This window comes from Lysinibacillus sp. NPDC056232 (genome assembly GCF_042267565.1).
Lineage (GTDB): Bacteria > Bacillota > Bacilli > Bacillales_A > Planococcaceae > Lysinibacillus.
On sequence record NZ_JBHJTF010000007.1, the window covers coordinates 130,086 to 148,605 of the forward strand.

Genomic DNA, 18,520 nt, shown 5'->3' on the forward strand with positions numbered 1-18,520 from the left:
ACAGTTAAAACCGTGTTGCTGCCGCTGCGCTTTTGCACAGATAAATTGCCACAGGACGTGGCGTTCTTAGACTGAGTTCCTCTATTTCACTGGATGTTTGGACAACCACTGAAAGAGGTTAAAATAGGAACGTCTATGAAATTAGCGTATAATAGAGTCTGCGACAAATTGAAATAATATAATAGAATTGAAGTTATTGTCTTCAAACAAGATAGGAGCGGAATTTGTCTTGTGGACGAGGTATAAACGCCTTTTACTAATAGGTATTATGATCATCATGCTACTTTCGAGTTGCAATCCGTTTTCGCAGCAGGAAACGCAAAACAAAAGATTAACTGTGTTAACAGTAGAGTTTAATAGTGGTGCACCAATACCTAACCTTTATATCACTGCTACAGATGTAAAGACAGGTAAGGTAGTGGAGGATGCGGTTGGCTCTGAAGAGGGCGAAGCAACATTTTCGAAACTTACAGAGGGACAGGAATATGCGATAGCTGCAACTACACTTGAAAATAGTACGACAAACGATGGTTATACGACAATTGAAAATTTTACATATGATGCGACAAAGCCGTATTATCGATTGGAGACACATTTTTCAAGGGACGAGCAAGAGCTGGATGTACCAGTTGTTATGCAAAATCCTGAACTCCCACATGGCTGTGAAATTACATCGTTAACAGCTGTCTTAAATTATTATGGGCTGGATGTTACGAAGCTGGAAATGGCTGATCACTATTTACCAAAGCAAACAATAAGTACTGTCAACGGTCAACGATTTGGTCCAAACCCAGATCAGGCTTTTGCAGGTAATCCTCGTGATAAAACACATGGAATGTATGTCTTTGCAGCTCCGATTGTCAAAGCAGCAGAGGCAGTCATAGCGGATAAACAGGCAGACTTACGAGTGACAAATAAGAGCGGTGCCTCGCAGGATGAGATTTTACAGCTTGTTCGAGAGGGAGTCCCTGTTGTGACATGGGTTACATTGGATTTATCAGAGCCAAAGAGAAATTCAGAAAAGGGCTGGATCTATGAAGGTGAAACGGTGCCACAGAAAGCGTATATGAACTTACATGCTGTTGTTTTAACTGGGCATTTAGGCGATAAAGTAGTTGTCATGGACCCATTAAAAGGCTTTGTCACATATAATGTGGATCAGTTTTTTAAAAGTTATAGAGACTTAGGTGAACAAGCTGTAGCCGTTCATAAATGATTCAAAGAAGAGGTAGAAGGAGTACAAGGAAAGTATGTTACACTTATAAAAAAAGCCTCATCACCAAGTAATAAGGATGACATTCGATAAAAAGTCCATTTATATAAGTTGATCTTCATTATGGCGGATCGACTCCTTGGGGCCACGACGCCCCCAGGAAAGCGCCTAGCTGGAACGGAAATCAACCCCACGTTATGGTGATAAGCCTAAAAAAAGCTAAAGTGAGTTGAGTAGAATGGCCATTGAGCACGCTTTTTTACCGGTTTTATTAGGAGATGAAATGAATGCTTACGGCATGGCAAGAGCATTTTACGAGTCCTATGGCGTTAAACCACTTGCATTAAATCATACGAATATGGAGAAAATACAGCAGAGTGATTTATTAACGTTTCGTGAAGTTCCAAGACTCTATATTGAAGATCGTTTTGTCGTTGCGTTAAAGGCAATTGCAGAGGAATTTACAGGTAAAAAATTGCTTTTATTAGCCTGCGATGAATTTTACGTAAAAAAAATTGTGCAACATAAAGAGGAACTAGCAGAGTATTTTGAAGTTCCTTATGTGGATGCACACCTTGCTAAAGAGCTATTAACACGCGAGAGCATGTATGAACTTTGTGCGAAGTTCGGCTTTCATTATCCGGCAATGCATGTTTGCACTGTCAATGACTATGATGAATTTGACATCCCTTTTGACTATCCAGTTGTCATTAAACCTCTGAATATGACAAAGTATGCTACATGTATTTTCCCAGGTAAGAAAAAAGTGTATATTGCAAAAGATAACGACGAAAAGGAAGCTATTTTCCACGCCATTTATAAGGAATCTGCATACCGAGATGATATAATGGTACAGCAATATATACCTGGCGATGACGCTCATATGTGCGTCGTCAATGCTTATGTTGGGCAAGACAGTAAGGTAAAGCTGCTTTCTGTAGGTAACCCAATTTTAGAGGAGCATTCTCCAGAGGGGATTGGTCGCTATGTAGCCATAATGACAGCATATGATCAAGACTTAATGGATCGTGTGAAATTGTTTCTAGAGGAGATTCGATTCCAAGGCTTTGCCACGTTGGATATGAAGTATGATGAACGAGACGATCAATATAAGTTATTAAGTATTGAATTACATAATGAACTTTCCAATTATTATGTGACAGCAAGTGGTTATAATTTAATGCAATATGTTGCGGATGATTTTATTCGGGGAAGCAAGCAACAGTTAACATATGTTCAGAATAAACATCTTTGGACGATTGTGCCAAATGGTGTCCTCTTTAAATATGTACAAAATGAACAGCTAGTAATTGAAGCGAAGAGCCTTATTCGCCAAGGAATGTCTACGGATTCCATCTTTAATTATAAGGATATGAATGCGAAGCGTTGGTTGAATATAACGCTAGATAATTTAAACTTTTATCGCCAATATAAGAAATATTTTAACAACAAAGGTCTGTCAAACTAATGAAAAAACAAACTTTAGGTATAATAGGTGGCGTAGGCCCACTTGCAACGATGTTTATCGGTGAAATGATTGTAAGACGTACGAAGGCAACGAAGGATCAGGAGCATCTACATACAATCATTGATAATGATACGAATATCCCTGATCGTACTGCCTTTATTTTAGATAGTACAAAGGAAAATCCTGTACCAGTAATAGTCGCAGATGCTAAAAAGCTTGCATCTGTTGGAGCAGATATGATTGCTATTCCATGTAATACAGCCCATACCTTTTATGATGAGATTGTTGAAGGTTCTCCAGTTCCTGTATTACATATGATAAGGGAAACAGCAAAGCGTGCCTCTGATTTAGGGGCAGAGCGTGTAGGTATTTTAGCGACAACGGGTACAATAACTTCACGCATGTATCAAGATGCGTTGGAAGAATTTGGTATAACACCAGTTGTCCCGGATGATGTGATGAAAGAAAAAGTCATGTCTATTATTTATGATTATGTAAAGGCTGGGAAAGATGTCTCTCAAGAGGATTGGCAACCGATAGAAGAGGCAATGCTTGCACTTAGTTGTGATCGTATCGTATTAGGATGTACAGAATTATCTATTGTCAATCGAGATTTAAAATTAAGTGACACATATATCGACTCATTAATTGTTTTAGCAGAACGTGCTATAGAAGTATGTGGCTATGAAATAGTAGGTTAACAATTGAATAAACCAAATAAAAATCTGCTCGCTCTTCGCGGGTAAGCTGTAAACCTTCACAGAAGCTCCGGTGTCTATGAGGGCTTGAAGGCTTACAAATCCCGTGCATGAATCGTGCAGATTTTTTTATCCGCATTATTGTACAGGAAGACTCCCACTTCAAAATTCGTTAGGAGAGATTATACAATGGTTTATGTACATATGAAGTAGGAAAATGATTAGTGTGTTAAACTAGTGTCAAGTAGATAGAAGGTGGGAAATTACATGTCAGTAATAAATTTATTAAATGAAGATTTACAAGCAAAATGGAAGTTTGAAGAGCCAATGAAAATTCAAGAAGAAATGATTCCAGCAATGCTTGAGGGCAAGGATATTGTAGCTGAATCGCCGACAGGATCAGGGAAGACGTTAGCTTATGTACTTCCATTACTAAATAAAGTAAACGGTTCAAAAAAACAAACACAAGGACTTATCGTAGCCCCATCACAGGAGCTAGCAATGCAAATTGTTGAGGTTATCCGTGAATGGACAGCAGGTTCTGATATTACGGTTCAACAACTAATTGGTGGCGCAAACTCTGCACGTCAAATCGAGAAGTTAAAGAAAAAACCGACGATAGTTGTAGGAACACCAGGACGATTAAATGAATTAGCACGTGCTGGAAAATTAAAGCTAAAAGAAATTGAAACAGTTATTTTAGATGAATGTGATCAGTTACTAAGTCGTGAATATCGTGTTGTCGTAAAATCCTTTATCGAAAGTGCAGCATTTGGGCGACAAGTAGTTGTTGTTTCAGCAACAATTACGGAGGAAATTGAATTAGTGGCTAGTCGCATGATGTTCGAGCCGGTACGTTTCAAAATTAAACCTGAGGATATGTTAAAGGTTGGTAAAGTTGTACACTCTTTCGTGAAAGTGGAGGAGCGTGATAAAACTGATTTCTTACGCCGACTATCACATATAGAAGGATTACGTGGGTTGGCTTTCGTCAACAATATCGATCAATTGCTGATGAAGGAAACGAAATTACAATATCGTACGGCACCGATTGTGACATTACATTCTGACATGAAGAAGGAAGAACGTAAAAAGGCGTTAGATGCATTCCGTAAAGGTGATGCGCGTATTTTAATTGCGACAGATATTGCAGCACGTGGTTTAGATATTGAAGGTTTAACACATGTTATTCATGTCGATGTCCCAAGAACAATTGAGCAGTATTTGCATCGTTCTGGTCGTACAGGTCGTGCTGGAGCAGATGGTGAAGTATTAACGTTATTATCGTATCGTGATGAAAAAACGTATAAAAAATGGACAAGAGAAATTTCTGCGAAACCTGTACAGAAAGTATGGCATGAAGGCAAGCTAGTGGAGGGTAATTCAAAAACAATTGGACAAAAGCGAGGTAAATAATATGACGTTTGAAGAAAAATTACAAGCATATGCAGAACTTGCGGTAAAAGTCGGTGTCAATATTCAACCAGGGCAATACTTATTAGTTAATACATCAGTGGATGCACTGGATTTTGCCCGTTTAGTTGTGAAAGAGGCTTATAAGGCTGGTGCAGGACGTGTTCATGTTAATTTTTCAGATGATGAAATGGATCGTGCTTACTTTGAGCATGCCTCAGATGAAGAATTTAATCGTTTCCCAGAATGGGTAGTTAAAATGCGTGATGAGGTGATCGAACGTAAAGGAGCCCTATTATGGATTGATGCTGCAGACCCTGATAAATTAGCAGGTATTTCAGCAGATCGTCTAGCTACCCATCAAAAGGTATCAGGAGCTGCTCTGAAAAACTATCGCAACGCCGTCATGAAGGATTTAATCGCTTGGTCGATCGTTGCCGTCCCTTCACCAAAGTGGGCATCGAAAGTATTCCCGAACTTAGCAGCTGGGGAACAAGTACCAGCATTATGGGAGGCCATTTTTAAAACTGTTCGTATCGGTGAAGGCAATGCTGTTGAAAACTGGCGTGAACACGTAACAAATTTAGAATCTCGTGCGGTTCTACTGAACAATAAAAAATATGCGAAGCTTCACTATACAGCGCCAGGTACTGATTTAACAATTGCATTAGCACCACAGCATAAATGGCTTACTGGAGGTAGTAAAACGCCTGATGATACGATCTTTATTGCTAATATGCCGACAGAAGAGGTTTATACGTTACCGATGAAACAAGGTGTAAATGGCTATGTAAGCAATACAAAACCATTAGTTTATCAAGGGAATATTATCGATAGCTTCAAACTGACATTTGAAGAAGGAAAAATTGTTAAGGCTGAAGCACAAGTAGGCCATGATTTATTAAAGGAGCTTATTAATGTAGATGAAGGCTCTTGCTATTTAGGCGAGGTAGCACTTGTACCGCATGAATCACCAATTTCAGCATCGGGAATTTTATATTTTAATACATTGTTTGATGAAAATGCATCGAACCATTTAGCGATTGGTGAAGCTTATCCAACTTGTTTAGAGGGTGGAAGAGATTTAGAAAACGGTCAGCTTGAAGCATTAGGTGCAAATATTTCAGTTACTCATGAGGACTTTATGATTGGCAGCGGTGAGATGGACATCGACGGTATTTTACCAGATGGAACTGTAGAGCCAATTTTCCGCAAAGGTAGCTGGGCATTTTAAGTTCTTGTTGGAAAGAAGGGAGCTGAGCAGATGAAATGATACCTAAGCTTTATGGGTGCAGCTATACTCATGATGGCATTTGGTGTTTCATCTGCTTTTGCTCAGTCTGAAAACTACCTGTCGATTGGAAATTCCTTGGCGGCTGGTCAAACGCCTTATCAACAGATTGATACAGGCTACAGTGATTTAATCGCCATGAAATTAGGAATGACTAGGCAATTGAGTTTCTATAATGGCAAATGTATTTTTACATGAATATAGTGGAAGTAAAGCTCTAGCCATTTCTTCAAACGAATTGCCAAAGCCTAACCCTACTTCATTTGAGCAGATTTTAAAACAACTAGCGAAGGTAGAGCAGACACGAGAAGAAAAGAAAAGCCAATCCAAGCCAAGCCCTAATGCGCGTGCCATTCAAGGTTTTACAGGATACGGCTTTTATGGAGAAGGAAAAGCTAAGAAACATTTTAATCATAACTATTTGTAACAGGGCATCGACAGTGATGCTCTTTTTTATGTTAAATATATATCAAAATATAAGTGACGGATAGAACTCTCGGGGCGACGGAGGGAATTGTCGGAGTGACGGAAAGAACCCCCGGAGCGATGGAAAGAACGGTCGATGCGACGGATGGAATCGTCAGAGCGACGGAAAGAACCCGAGTGACGGAAGGAATTGTCGAAGCGACGGAAAGAACAGTCGATGCGACGAATGGAATCGTCAGAGCGACGGAAAGAATCCCTGGAGCGACGGAAAGAACCGAAGCGACGGATAGAATTGTCGGAGTGACGGAAAGAACCCCTGAGCGACGGAAAGAACGGTCGATGCGACGGAAGGAATCGTCAGAGCGACGGAAAGAACCGAAGCGACGGATAGAATTGTCGAAGTGACGGAAAGAACCCCCGGAGCGACGGAAAGAACAGTCGATGCGACGGATGGAATCGTCAGAGCGACGGAAAGAACCCGAGTGACGGAAGGAATTGTCGGAGTGACGGAAAGAACCCCCGGAGCGACGGAAAGAACGGTCGATGCGACGGAAGGAATCGTCAGAGCGACGGAAAGAACGGTCGATGCGACGGAAGGAATCGTCAGAGCGACGGAAAGAACCGAAGCGACGGATAGAATTGTCGGAGTGACGGAAAGAATCCCTGGAGCGACGGAAAGAACCCCCGAAGCGACGGATACCCCGACACCTCAGCTCCCCACGTTATGCTGAGAAACCTTATTATAATTTTCAAACTAATAAAAGGAAAAACAAACAATCCAACAGCCATGATAAAATGAAATAGACAGGAGGCGCACAGAATGAAAATATTTCATACAGCAGATTGGCATTTAGGGAAGCTTGTACAAGGCGTCTACATGACCGAGGATCAACATTATATTTTACAGCAATTTATGCTAGCCATAGATGAAGAAAAACCGGATGTTATCGTTATAGCAGGTGATTTATATGACCGTTCGATGCCCCCGATTGAGGCAGTGAATTTACTAAATGATATTTTAGCGGAAATTGTGCTTGATAAAAAAATCCCTGTGATAGCAGTTGCTGGGAACCATGATAGTGCAGGTCGATTGAACTTTGGCAGTAGTTTAATGAGTGATAGTGGATTATATATTAAAGGCCAGTTTACGAAAGACCATGCACCGATCGTTTTGCATGATGAGTATGGCGAAGTACATTTTCATCTCGTACCATATGCAGAGCCAGCTTCAGTACGGACTATCTTAGAGGATGATTCCATTCGTTCGCATCAAGAGGCGATGGAAAAAATTATCGAACATATTGGGCAAAGTTTAGATCCAACAAAACGCAACGTTTTTGTTGGACATGCCTTTGTGACGAAGTATGGGGAAGAGGAAGCGAATACGAGTGAATCAGAGCGACCTTTATCAATAGGGGGCTCGGATTGCGTAAATGCATCGTTGTTTAAGTCTTTTCATTACACTGCACTTGGACATTTGCATAAAGCGCATTTTGTGTTGAATGAAACGATTCGATATGCCGGTTCTCCATTGAAGTATTCATTATCTGAGCACCTACATGAGAAGGGCTTTTTAATAGTTGAGCTAGATGCACAGGGAGAAATCACTGTCACAAAGCGAAAGTTTTTAGCGAGACGAGATTTACGTGTGGTAGAGGGTTTAATGGATGATTTATTGCAATTACCACAGAGTGATGATTATGTATTTGTACGCTTATCAGATACTACGCCAGTAACTTCGCCGATGGAACGTATTCGTACAGTGTTTCCTCATGCGATGCATATCGAGCGTAAAGCAATACACCAAGAAGTACCACATGAAATTCAAGTGGTTGAGACAGAGAAGATAGAAGACATCGATTTATTCCGATCATTTTTTACAGATATTATTGGCGTACAGCCAGATCAAGATACAGAGCGTCTATTTACAGAGATGCTGCAAGAATTATTAGATGAAGAGCGGGAGACAGTAAAATGAAGCCTTTAAAGTTAACGATTACTGCATTCGGTCCGTATAAAAATACAGAGGTTATTGATTTTCAACAGCTTGGTGAGCATCGCCTATTTGCGATTTCCGGAAAAACAGGTGCAGGGAAAACGACGATTTTTGATGCTATATGCTATGCACTTTACGGAGCGGGTAGCGGTGAAGATCGTCAGGATACTGCTATGCTACGAAGTGGGTTTGCAGATGATGATGCGTATACTGCGGTGGAACTCGTTTTTGAAATGCATGATAGGGTCTATCAAATTTTACGTCAGCCAGGTCATATTAAAGAAAAGAACAAAAGTGTTACTGGTAAGAAAATAGAACTGGCTGAAATCAAAGGAGACACACTTGATTATAGTATTGTAGAAAAGCAGCAAACGCTTGAGGTAGATAAAAAGCTACAGGAAATAATAGGCCTCACAAAGGACCAATTTAGTCAAATTGTTATGCTGCCACAAGGTGAATTTCGCAAGCTATTAACCTCAGATTCTACGAATAAAGAAGTCATTTTGCGCAAGATTTTTAAAACAGACCGTTTTGGTGTAATGACAAAAAGACTTGATGCGAAACGAAAAGAAGCGGAAAGTGATCTACTACGTGCGAAACAATTAAAGGAGCATCTTCTTGGCCAAATTGCGGGGGCTTTGCCACAGCGTTCGTCATCTTTATTTACGTGCATTACTAACAATACCGAAAATATGCATCAGCTAAAGAAGGCTCTGGAAGAAGAGCAGACCTACTATACTGAGTGCATACAATTGGAACAGCAACGCTATAAAGAAGCTTATGCGCATCATCAAAAAGAGCAAGAGTTTTATAGTATGGCGAAAACATTGAATGAGCAATTTGATGAGCAAACGAATCGTCAAAACCGTCTGCAAGCATTGTTACAAGAACAAGATGTATATAGCGCAAAAGAACGTGAAATTGCATTAGCAGAGAAAGCAGAACGTCTTGTCATACTTGAGCAACAATGCATCGATTTACGTGCTGAGCAAAATCGTAAAGAACAATCTTTTCAGCAAGCAATGACAGAGCTGCAAAACGCAGAAGCTCAGTTAAAGATAGCACAGGAAAAGTTTAACGTTGAAGAGGCGAAAGAACCTGAACGTCAACACGTTCTACAACAGGAGATACAGCTGCAAGCATTATTACCAACATTCGAGGCGTATGAGAACAATCTGCAGCAAATGCAAATAGCTGAACAATATGTTGCAACAGCAAAGCTAGCAGTAGACGATAATAGTAAAATCGTAGAAACAGGACAAATGCAAGTTCAGCAACTAGCAAAAACAATTGATCAATATGAAAAACAACTTGAGCCATATGAAAGTTATTTAGAACAGCTACCGAAGCTGAAAGAGCAAGTATCATTACTAGCACAAGTTGAAAAATACACGAGAGCAGTTGAAACGACGGAGCAAGATGTAGCCATTACTAATGTCCGTTATCAAGAAAGTAAGCAGGCTCTTCAAAAGCTGGAGCAGCAATGGATTGCGAGTCAGGCAAGTATTTTAGCACAGCAGCTTAAGGACGGAGAGCCTTGCCCAGTATGCGGTAGTACAACACATCTCGAAACACATTCTGAGCAATTAGAGATGATCGAATTAGCACAAGTAGAAACTTTACGAGGAAACGCTACTACTGATGAGCGCAAGTTTTTAGAGAAAGAAGCTTTATTGAATTCTACTAAGCATCTTCTACAAGAGGCGCTAGAACAGTTAGAGACGAATGAAATCGATCGATCGAATCAAGCACAAATTGTAGCTTCCTTACAAAATATAGAACAACAAATTACAATCTTAAAAGTAGTGAGCAATCAATTATCTGATGTACGCTTGCAACAAAAGGATCATCGTGCACGACTGGAGCAGGTACAAGAAAAGCACATAAAACTAGAGCAATATTTAGCTGAAAAGGCGAAGGAATTGACTAAGCAACAAGCAATTGTGGAAGAGCAGCAAAAGCATATTCCAGAAAATCTTAAGACGCTTCAAGCATTGAAGCAGGCGATAGCTGATATAGGTTCACAAAAGGTTGCCTTACAAACTGCATGGAATCTCAGTCAACAAAATCTGCAATCTGCTAAGGAAGCAGCAAATAATGCTAGAATGACCGTAGAAATTGCGAAACAGGCTTTTGAGGAATTAAAGCTGAAAATGGATGAAAAGCGCGAGCAATTTTCAGTAAGTATGACGGAAGCAGGCTTTGAAAGCTATGAAGAATTTGCTACTGGGAAGCGTAGCGTGTTGCAAATAGAAGCTTTACGGAAGGCTTGCAGTGATTATGCATTGCAAATCCACACATTACAAGTACAAATTGCTGAGGGAACGAAGCATCTTAAAGGACAAGAGAAGCAAGATTTAACGGCGATGGAAGAAAAGTTAGAGATGCTTCGTGTCACATATGAGGAAGCCTTTAAAATATTGCAACAGATCGAAGGATTTGCGAAAGCTTGCGCAGACTTTATCGAAAAAGTAGAGGAAGCGGAGCTGGAAATACGCTTACTTGAAAAAGAAGCGGGACAAGTTAAGGAACTTTATGCAATGTTAAATGGACAAAATGCGAAAAAACTGTCCTTTGAACGTTATATTCAAATCAATTATTTAGATAAAATTACAGAGGCAGCGAATGTCCGGCTTTATCATTTATCTAATGGTCAATTTGAGCTCCGACGTTCAGATCGATTAGAAAAGCATGCTAAGCAAAGTGGGCTTGGGCTAGATGTGTATGATGCCTATACGGATCAATTACGAGATGTGAAAACATTATCAGGGGGAGAAAAGTTTAATGCGTCTTTAAGTCTTGCCCTTGGTATGGCAGATGTCATTCAAAGTTTTCAAGGTAATATCCGCATTGAAACAATGTTTATTGATGAGGGCTTTGGTTCTCTCGATGAAGAAGCGTTAAATAAGGCGATTGATACGCTTATTGATTTACAGGATTCCGGACGCATGATTGGCGTCATTTCACACGTTGCAGAGTTAAAAGCTACAATGCCTGCAGTGTTGCATGTTGAAAAAACAATGAACGGTCATAGTCAAACATATTTTGAAGTGAAATAAAAAAGAGGCGTATTTCCGTTGTATGGGAAATACGCCTTTTATCACTTTTTAGTTACGTTAGGATTTGCTCCTTTTTTTGCAGCGATTACTCTTTTTACAATTGGAATAACGATAGGTGCTAATTTAACGGCGGTTTTGACAACTTTAGATACTTTCACAAAATAACAGCTCCTTTTAGTACTATCTGTCCAAGGTTGAATGAAAACTTATCGGATAACGCGAACAGCTTGAATAATATTCCAAATGACGATACCTATTGAAACAAGAATGTAAATTGCGAATGAACCTAACCAAATGATAAGAAAATTACTGCTACCTGAATCTGGTTCAAAAGTGTTGAATGATAAAGTTGAGAAAATAAAGACTGCAAAAAATATAATTCCAAACGCTACTGGGATTAAATGTGATATTAGTGCTCGAATAGAGTGACTCTTTACGTCGCTATCTTTTGTAACAAAGTAAACGACTAATGGCACAATAAAGGGTGCGAATAAAATACTGAGATAACTAAAGGCAGATAAAATTTTTTGGTTCTCCATAGTTGTACCTCCTTTTTTAATATTTACGCATGAAAAACAGCAAAGTTTCAAAAAATTAATGTAGAAGAGGTTGTAATCGTTACAGTGTTTGCGTACAATGAGGTTGTTCAACAAAATTAAGATGTAACGACCACAAGGGGAGCTGATGATGTCAGCTGAGACTGGGCACGTAATGCCTTGACTCTTTGAACCTGTAAGTTAACGCTTGCGTAGGGATGTGGATAGAAACCGACACTTTGACGATGTGAGGCTCTGTCCTGGCATCGTTTTTTTATCTTTATGACGCCAGACAGGGACATATTTGCTCACTGATTTCTATTCCTGCTCTTGTATCCTACATCGGAACAAAGGAGAGAATAATGATGGACAATAAAAAACTTTTAATGCTTGTGGAGATTGCGATATTCGCAGCGATTGGTCTTGTGCTTGATCAGGTTTCCTTTAAAGTATGGGCACAAGGAGGCTCTGTTAGTCTAGTGATGGTGCCAATAATTTTAATAGCATTCCGCTGGGGCCTTATTCCAGGCATGACAACAGGTTTACTCATTGGTGTTATGCAAACAATGTTTGGTGCCTATATTATACATTGGCTTCAAGGAACACTTGATTATGGTGTTGCCTTTACAGTAGTAGGCTTGGCGGCCGTTGTGCGTGGACCAGTGCTTGAGGCTGCAAAAGATTTAAACAAAAAGAAAATGGCGCTTTATATTATTTTAGGAACTGTATTAGCGGGCTTTTTACGTTATGCAGCACATACTATTGGAGGCGCCGTATTTTTCGCAGAATATGCTGGCGATCAAAACGCATGGATTTATTCAATTATCTATAATGGAACATATATGCTACCAGCAACGATTTTAACAGCAATTGTCGGTGTTCTGTTATTTACGGCAGCCCCTCAATTAATGCAACGAAAATCATAACTATTTTGATCTTCACACGAGTGGAGGGTTTTATTTTATTGTTAGAAATTGAGAAAGTGAAGAAAGGGATTCAACAATTAAGTGAATCAGAAGCTAAAGCTCTTTTATTAATTACGTATGGAAAACTGGATACTGCAATAAATGGAAGTGGCGACGATGAATTTATCCAACAAACGGCAAGAGATTTATATGATTTTTATTTAAAGATTTCAAAGAGTGAAGAATTGAAAAAATAAGAAATCTTTATTGGCTACGAAGGCTTTAGTTCAATAAGAATCAAACAACTTTATTAATGATTTTTAAGTACAAATACCTTTTAAATGTATAGAAATTCATCAACTTATAAGAGCCTTACTACACTAGATGTAGCAAGGCTCTTATAAAACAATGTTCATAAGAAAAGCCACAAAACGTTGATTTCACAACGTTCGTTTCTAAACTTTCATTTGGGAACGTTATTTGTATGTTTTTGTATAGATTAATCATTAAATCAGTTTCGAATAAATAACCATTGTTAATGGGATTGATGTAACCATAATACAAAATAAAATAGTTAAAACTTGTGTGGCACTTAAAGTGTTAGGTTCTAGTGCTCCAACTATTAGAAATAGAATTGTAATTGCCGCAAATAACGTAAAATAATTTGCTGTCATACTCTTGCCTATAATTTCTTTTGTACGCTCATCTTTTGGATATAAATGTGGTGATAAATATGACATCATTAATGCACTTGTTCCTAAGAAAAAACACATAATGGCTTCTGAAAATTGACCATTTACAATATCTGAGTAATTTAGATAAATCCCCATTGGAATCATAATAATAGCTAAAAATAAGAATGCCAACTGATTTTTACGTGCTTTATTCATTCAAAATCCCCCCTCATATATAAATATATCTTCAATCTTACAGTTGAAAATTTCTGCTAATTTAAAGGCTAAAATAATAGACGGGTTATATTTCTCTTTTTCAAGTGAAATGATGGTTTGTCTAGAAACAGAAAGTTTTTCTGCTAATTGGTCCTGCGTCATATTATGTTGAGCTCGTAAAACCTTAATATTATTTTTGATAGTAAAGCCCCCTTTAATGTAAAGTTAGTTTTACTTTAAGTAAAGTGTACTTTACATTCTTATGAAAAACAAGTTCCAAAAGCGTCGTTTGGTAACAATTCTTTCCTTAACGTTGTAAATCCGAATAAATCTGACGAGACCCCAATAAATAGTTAAGCTTTTATAAATTTGATGACTAATGGCTAAGTAAAAACCCCCCCCGACAAATTCAATAAATTGAATTTTTGTCGGGGGGTTAATTAGTCTTCTTAAGAAAACTAATACCCTAATTAACTAGCGCATTTAGCTGAACACCAACCAACCGAAAAAGCGCAAGTATAACAGCCTAAACATCCAATAATTGTAGCGCAAGAACAACAAGAACTTATACATGCACCGGTAAGAATTGCACATGTTGGAACACTAGTACATCCTAGACAATCTAAGAGGCAACTCATAAATGAAACAACACACACGCTTCCTTGGGTTGTCACGATTGCATTATTTTCTACATAAGAGATTTGATCTCCTTGAACTAGGAGTGTTCGATTGGTATCGTGTTTCATTGCTTATATTTATCTTTGCTTTTTTTAGTTGTGGGAATTGTAACGTTTTATATGGGGGATCTTACCTTTGATCCTGTTGTTTATATGGTTTCGGCAGTAAGCACAAGTATAGCTGTATTCGCGATATCACAAATTTTACGCTCAAAGTAAAATTTTAGACATCCTTAAAGGTTTACTTAAGCTTTTGAGGAAGGTATCATTCTCTGCGCGAAAGCGAAGCGTCAGAGACAAAGTGACCAGCCGGAACGGAAATCAACCTCACGTTATGGTGATGAGCCTGTTTTCAGCACTTTACACTCTATGATGGCATATAATATTTAAAGCGTTTAGCGTTTTATGTATAAAAAGTTATGTTATATTAAGTAGTAGATATTAGATGAAAGGGACGTTAAAAATGATTGTAAAAACGCAAGAAGAGATTGAAGCCTTTAAAAAAATCGGCCGTATTTGTGCTGAAATTCGTGAAGCCATGAAGGCTGCTACAAAACCAGGTGTAACAACACTTGAACTAGATGAAATTGCAGGTCGTATGTTTGCTGAAGCAGGAGCAGTTTCTGGCCCTAAAGGGGAGTATGATTTCCCAGGATACACATGTATTAGTGTTAATGAGGAAGTCGCACATGGTATTCCAGGTAAACGTGTCATTAATGAGGGAGATATCGTTAATATAGATGTATCTGGTTCATTAAATGGTTACTTTGCGGATACAGGCATTTCATTTGTAGTCGGTGAAGGATATGAGGATAAAGAAAAGTTATGTCGCGTAGCTAAAAGTGCTTTCGACCGTGCAATGACAAAAGTAAAAGCTGGATCAAAATTAAACCAAATCGGAAAAGCTGTTGAGCGTGAAGCATATGCCAATGATTTAACAGTGATTATGAACCTAACAGGTCATGGTTTAGGTCGTTCATTACATGATGAGCCAAATCATATTTTAAACTATTATGATGCATGGGACTCTACAATTATGAAAGAGGGCATGGTACTTGCCGTCGAGCCATTTATCTCAGCGAAAGCAGAGCATATTGTGGAATCTGGTGATGGCTGGACATTCGTTACGCCAGACAAAACATTAGTTGCGCAAATTGAGCATTCAATTATCGTTACAAAAGATAAACCAATTATTTTAACTTCGCTTGATGAACAATAAAAAAGCTAAAATCCTGCTAACCAATTTATTTTTGGTAGGCAGGATTTTTTTTAATAAATAATATACCGACAAGTAGCACGCCACATAAAAACAAGGCTGCCGTTGACACAAGTAGCTCATCAAAACCATTATGTAATGCGACCCCCATATAGGACCAGATAAATACACTTGGAAAGATAATATCAAAATAATGGAATCGAATATGTAGCGCTATTGCTACCCCGAATGTCAGTAAAATAACTGCCCAAAGGGGGTTGCTAAGCCCAAAACCATTCCACTGATAAGATGTTAGCGTAAAGCTTATATTTGTCATCAGGCTAAATGTAACCCATCCGAAATAAATCGAAAAGGGCAGACGACCCGTGAGTGAATTATTGCTGAGAGGGTACGTTTTGTACAACTTAGATAAATACAGTACTAAAATAAACGTACTGACAATTGACACGATAAAAAGTTCGTGATGCCAAACAACAATTGCTAACGCCTGCATGATACATATGCTACTAAAGAGAACAGTCTGTTTAATAGATGTCTTTTTTAGATTCATGACTAACCAATAACCAAGTAACATGTAAACCACAATCCAAATCACATAACTTACATTAAAAGGTGCAAATATTACTGGAAAACGATTTGAGATCTCTAAGGAAGATTGACCGTTTATTTTCATGAAATAGGATGAAAAGGTTAGGATAAGTGAGACAATGTAAGTGATTGTCATCAAAAAAAATCGAGGCATGTTTTCCTCTCCCTTCGTGTTAAATTGTATAGGGAAAAGACAAATAAGTATAGGACTGATACGTTATATTTTCATTATAACGGAAATTTCCAACAATGTATCGTGTTGTTTCGCTAAAATTATCTACAATTTACCATTTGCATAGGCATTCATATATTTCTTTAGTACAATGGGAGTATACAAATGTAAGGAGTGAAGTTTTAATGACTCAAAATTTAAATGATCTAGATTTATCAGTTAATCTGGATAAGAAAATGTATAAAAAGAAATTAAAAGTACTCCAGTATGAAATGTTAAATGCTCAACAGTTTTTATTAAACAATAAAATAGGGTTAATTTTAGTATTTGAAGGTATGGATGCTGCTGGTAAGGGTGGCGCTATTAAGCGTCTAATTGAACGTGTTGATCCACGTGGTTATGTCGTACACCCCATTTCAGCACCTCAGCCTCATGAACTGCGCTACAATTATTTACAACGCTTTTGGAGAAAGCTGCCACAACATGGACAAATCGCTATTTTTGATCGCTCGTGGTATGGTCGTGTATTAGTTGAGCGTATTGAAGGATTTGCAACAAATGAAGAGTGGTCTCGTGCATACGAGGAAATTAATAATTTTGAAAAGATTTTAACTGCAGGAGATTATATTGTTATTAAGTTCTGGCTTCAAGTATCAGATGAAGAGCAGCTTAATCGTTTTAAAGAACGTGAGCAAGATCCGTATAAGTCTTGGAAGCTAACAGATGAAGACTGGCGAAATCGTGAAAAAACACCTCAGTATATAGAAGCTGCGAATGAAATGTTTGAGAAGACCGATAAGAAAAGTGCGCCATGGGTTCTAGTACCAGGTGACGATAAACAATATGCTCGTGTACAGGTGTTGCAAGAAACATTAGCACATATTGAACGTGAGGCAAAAAAACGTGGCCTTTATTTAACGAATGTCTTAGATAAAGCGCATTTAGAAGATGCAGAATCGTCTAGCCTTGAATTGCTAGAAGAGAAGCCTAAAAAACAAAAACAAAAAATGAAATAATGTTATTGATGCTGTAACAACAAGACGAAATGTTTTAGTTGTAGCAGCATCTTTTTTTACATACAATAAAGTAAAACTTCAATTCAGTGGGTGTTTCCCCACAAATTGTTAGTGAATTATTATGGTTAGTTTATCATCTATTCTCATGTTTTGCCTGGCGCTTTACGGTCAGTTAAGAGTCCGCTATATTGACTGAAGCTCAATTAAAACTAGGAAAGGCCTTTTACTGACCGTTAAGCGGAGTGCAGTAATACTTCATGTAATTGGATTTTTTATCTATCGAAAATGAACGCAGGCATTAAAATGTATTGACAATTATCGGAAGGTTAGTGTGGAAAAATGGTGCTTAAAATTTGGAATCTATTGAGGAAAAAGGGTGAAAATGTGGTATCGATTCAGGGAGGGAAATGCTACATTCGCACATTTTATGAAAAAGATGCACAAAGTTTAACTGATCTCGTAAGTCGCAATAAATATTTTTGGTCTACATACGAACCGTTACAACGACCCGAATATTATACAATTAATGCTCAATATAAAAAAATTCAAGAAAGCTTATACTTAATGGACTCAAAGAGGGAATTTACTTTCGGTATTTTTGAGCCAGGTACAAATAATCTAATTGGACATATTGCTCTTTATGCAGTAAAACGTTTACCGTATTCCAGTGCATTTGTTGGTTATGCGATGGATGAAATTTATGTAGGAAAAGGGATCGTGACAGAAGCAGTAAATATGGTCGTGCAATTTGCGTTCGAGCAAGTAGGCTTACATCGTGTAGAGGCTTATGTTTCAACACAAAATAATGCTTCTATCCGAGTCTTAGAAAAGTCTGGATTTCAGCAGGAAGGTCTTTTGAGAAAGCTACTGTACATTAATGGCCAATGGGTGGATCATTATATGTATGCACGTTTAGAGAACGAATAAAAAGAAGCGTCTATCTTTCAAACAATGAA

20 protein-coding genes and 1 riboswitch are annotated in these 18,520 nt (G+C 38.3%); of the genes, 16 read left to right on the plus strand and 4 right to left on the minus strand.

The window, feature by feature from the left end:
• The first annotated feature begins 229 nt into the window (after positions 1–229).
• From ACFCYJ_RS08015 to ACFCYJ_RS08065, 11 genes are all read left to right on the plus strand, one after another.
• Positions 230–1,216, plus strand: a complete 987-nt coding sequence (locus ACFCYJ_RS08015) for a C39 family peptidase (RefSeq protein WP_376073058.1) — start codon at positions 230–232, stop codon at positions 1,214–1,216.
• 235 nt (positions 1,217–1,451) lie between these two features.
• Positions 1,452–2,681 carry a carboxylate--amine ligase gene (locus ACFCYJ_RS08020; RefSeq protein ID WP_376073061.1) on the plus strand — a complete coding sequence of 410 codons (1,230 nt, stop codon included), beginning with the start codon at positions 1,452–1,454 and terminating at the stop codon, positions 2,679–2,681.
• Entirely contained in the window at positions 2,681–3,382 is a 702-nt protein-coding gene (gene cuyB, locus ACFCYJ_RS08025; RefSeq protein WP_376073064.1) for a cysteate racemase, read from the plus strand. Before ACFCYJ_RS08020 ends, cuyB begins: the two co-directional genes overlap by 1 nt.
• A 264-nt stretch (positions 3,383–3,646) precedes the next feature.
• The gene (locus tag ACFCYJ_RS08030) at positions 3,647–4,795 is read left to right on the plus strand and encodes a DEAD/DEAH box helicase (protein WP_376073066.1); all 1,149 of its coding nucleotides are present in this window, start codon (positions 3,647–3,649) and stop codon (positions 4,793–4,795) included.
• 1 nt (position 4,796) lies between these two features.
• Positions 4,797–6,026, plus strand: a complete 1,230-nt coding sequence (locus ACFCYJ_RS08035; protein WP_376073069.1) for an aminopeptidase — start codon at positions 4,797–4,799, stop codon at positions 6,024–6,026.
• 51 nt (positions 6,027–6,077) lie between these two features.
• A complete protein-coding gene (locus ACFCYJ_RS08040) occupies positions 6,078–6,281 on the plus strand; it encodes a hypothetical protein (protein ID WP_376073072.1) in 204 nt (67 codons plus the stop codon).
• On the plus strand, positions 6,259–6,510 hold the full coding sequence (locus tag ACFCYJ_RS08045) for a hypothetical protein (RefSeq protein ID WP_376073074.1): 252 nt from the start codon (positions 6,259–6,261) through the stop codon (positions 6,508–6,510). The genes ACFCYJ_RS08040 and ACFCYJ_RS08045 overlap by 23 nt, the downstream gene beginning before the upstream one ends.
• 53 nt (positions 6,511–6,563) lie before the next feature.
• Positions 6,564–6,914 (plus strand): hypothetical protein, encoded by a 351-nt coding sequence (locus ACFCYJ_RS08050; RefSeq protein WP_376073077.1) that lies wholly within the window; start codon positions 6,564–6,566, stop codon positions 6,912–6,914.
• The gene (locus tag ACFCYJ_RS08055) at positions 6,911–7,240 is read left to right on the plus strand and encodes a hypothetical protein (protein WP_376073079.1); all 330 of its coding nucleotides are present in this window, start codon (positions 6,911–6,913) and stop codon (positions 7,238–7,240) included. The genes ACFCYJ_RS08050 and ACFCYJ_RS08055 overlap by 4 nt, the downstream gene beginning before the upstream one ends.
• A gap of 89 nt (positions 7,241–7,329) precedes the next feature.
• On the plus strand, positions 7,330–8,487 hold the full coding sequence (locus tag ACFCYJ_RS08060; RefSeq protein ID WP_376073082.1) for an exonuclease SbcCD subunit D: 1,158 nt from the start codon (positions 7,330–7,332) through the stop codon (positions 8,485–8,487).
• The gene (locus ACFCYJ_RS08065) at positions 8,484–11,564 is read left to right on the plus strand and encodes an SbcC/MukB-like Walker B domain-containing protein (RefSeq protein ID WP_376073084.1); all 3,081 of its coding nucleotides are present in this window, start codon (positions 8,484–8,486) and stop codon (positions 11,562–11,564) included. The genes ACFCYJ_RS08060 and ACFCYJ_RS08065 overlap by 4 nt, the downstream gene beginning before the upstream one ends.
• A gap of 206 nt (positions 11,565–11,770) precedes the next feature.
• On the opposite strand, the gene ACFCYJ_RS08070 is transcribed toward ACFCYJ_RS08065, so the two are convergent.
• Positions 11,771–12,103, minus strand: a complete 333-nt coding sequence (locus ACFCYJ_RS08070; protein ID WP_376073087.1) for a magnetosome magnetite crystal formation protein family — start codon at positions 12,101–12,103, stop codon at positions 11,771–11,773.
• Between the two features lie 125 nt (positions 12,104–12,228).
• Positions 12,229–12,336, plus strand: a riboswitch (TPP riboswitch).
• A 129-nt stretch (positions 12,337–12,465) separates the two neighbouring features.
• Here ACFCYJ_RS08070 and thiT point away from each other — a divergent pair.
• Both thiT and ACFCYJ_RS08080 read left to right on the plus strand, forming a co-directional pair.
• Positions 12,466–13,026: an energy-coupled thiamine transporter ThiT gene (gene thiT, locus ACFCYJ_RS08075; RefSeq protein WP_376073209.1), complete on the plus strand. Its 561-nt coding sequence runs from the start codon at positions 12,466–12,468 to the stop codon at positions 13,024–13,026.
• A 38-nt stretch (positions 13,027–13,064) separates the two neighbouring features.
• Positions 13,065–13,262: a hypothetical protein gene (locus tag ACFCYJ_RS08080; RefSeq protein WP_376073090.1), complete on the plus strand. Its 198-nt coding sequence runs from the start codon at positions 13,065–13,067 to the stop codon at positions 13,260–13,262.
• Between the two features lie 249 nt (positions 13,263–13,511).
• Here ACFCYJ_RS08080 and ACFCYJ_RS08085 read toward each other — a convergent pair whose 3' ends face one another.
• Complete coding sequence (locus ACFCYJ_RS08085; RefSeq protein WP_376073092.1) at positions 13,512–13,895, minus strand: hypothetical protein; 384 nt, start codon at positions 13,893–13,895, stop codon at positions 13,512–13,514.
• A complete protein-coding gene (locus ACFCYJ_RS08090; protein WP_376073211.1) occupies positions 13,896–14,096 on the minus strand; it encodes a helix-turn-helix transcriptional regulator in 201 nt (66 codons plus the stop codon).
• A gap of 939 nt (positions 14,097–15,035) precedes the next feature.
• Here ACFCYJ_RS08090 and map point away from each other — a divergent pair.
• Positions 15,036–15,791 carry a type I methionyl aminopeptidase gene (map, locus tag ACFCYJ_RS08095; protein WP_376073095.1) on the plus strand — a complete coding sequence of 252 codons (756 nt, stop codon included), beginning with the start codon at positions 15,036–15,038 and terminating at the stop codon, positions 15,789–15,791.
• 25 nt (positions 15,792–15,816) lie between these two features.
• Here the strand turns inward: map and ACFCYJ_RS08100 are convergent, their stop codons facing one another.
• Entirely contained in the window at positions 15,817–16,530 is a 714-nt protein-coding gene (locus ACFCYJ_RS08100; protein ID WP_376073097.1) for a hypothetical protein, read from the minus strand.
• A gap of 203 nt (positions 16,531–16,733) precedes the next feature.
• Here ACFCYJ_RS08100 and ACFCYJ_RS08105 point away from each other — a divergent pair, with 203 nt between their 5' ends.
• Together ACFCYJ_RS08105 and ACFCYJ_RS08110 are read left to right on the plus strand one after the other, a co-directional pair.
• The gene (locus ACFCYJ_RS08105; protein ID WP_376073100.1) at positions 16,734–17,564 is read left to right on the plus strand and encodes a polyphosphate kinase 2 family protein; all 831 of its coding nucleotides are present in this window, start codon (positions 16,734–16,736) and stop codon (positions 17,562–17,564) included.
• Positions 17,565–17,903: 339 nt separating this feature from the next.
• On the plus strand, positions 17,904–18,491 hold the full coding sequence (locus ACFCYJ_RS08110) for a GNAT family N-acetyltransferase (RefSeq protein WP_376073103.1): 588 nt from the start codon (positions 17,904–17,906) through the stop codon (positions 18,489–18,491).
• Positions 18,492–18,520 lie beyond the last annotated feature (29 nt).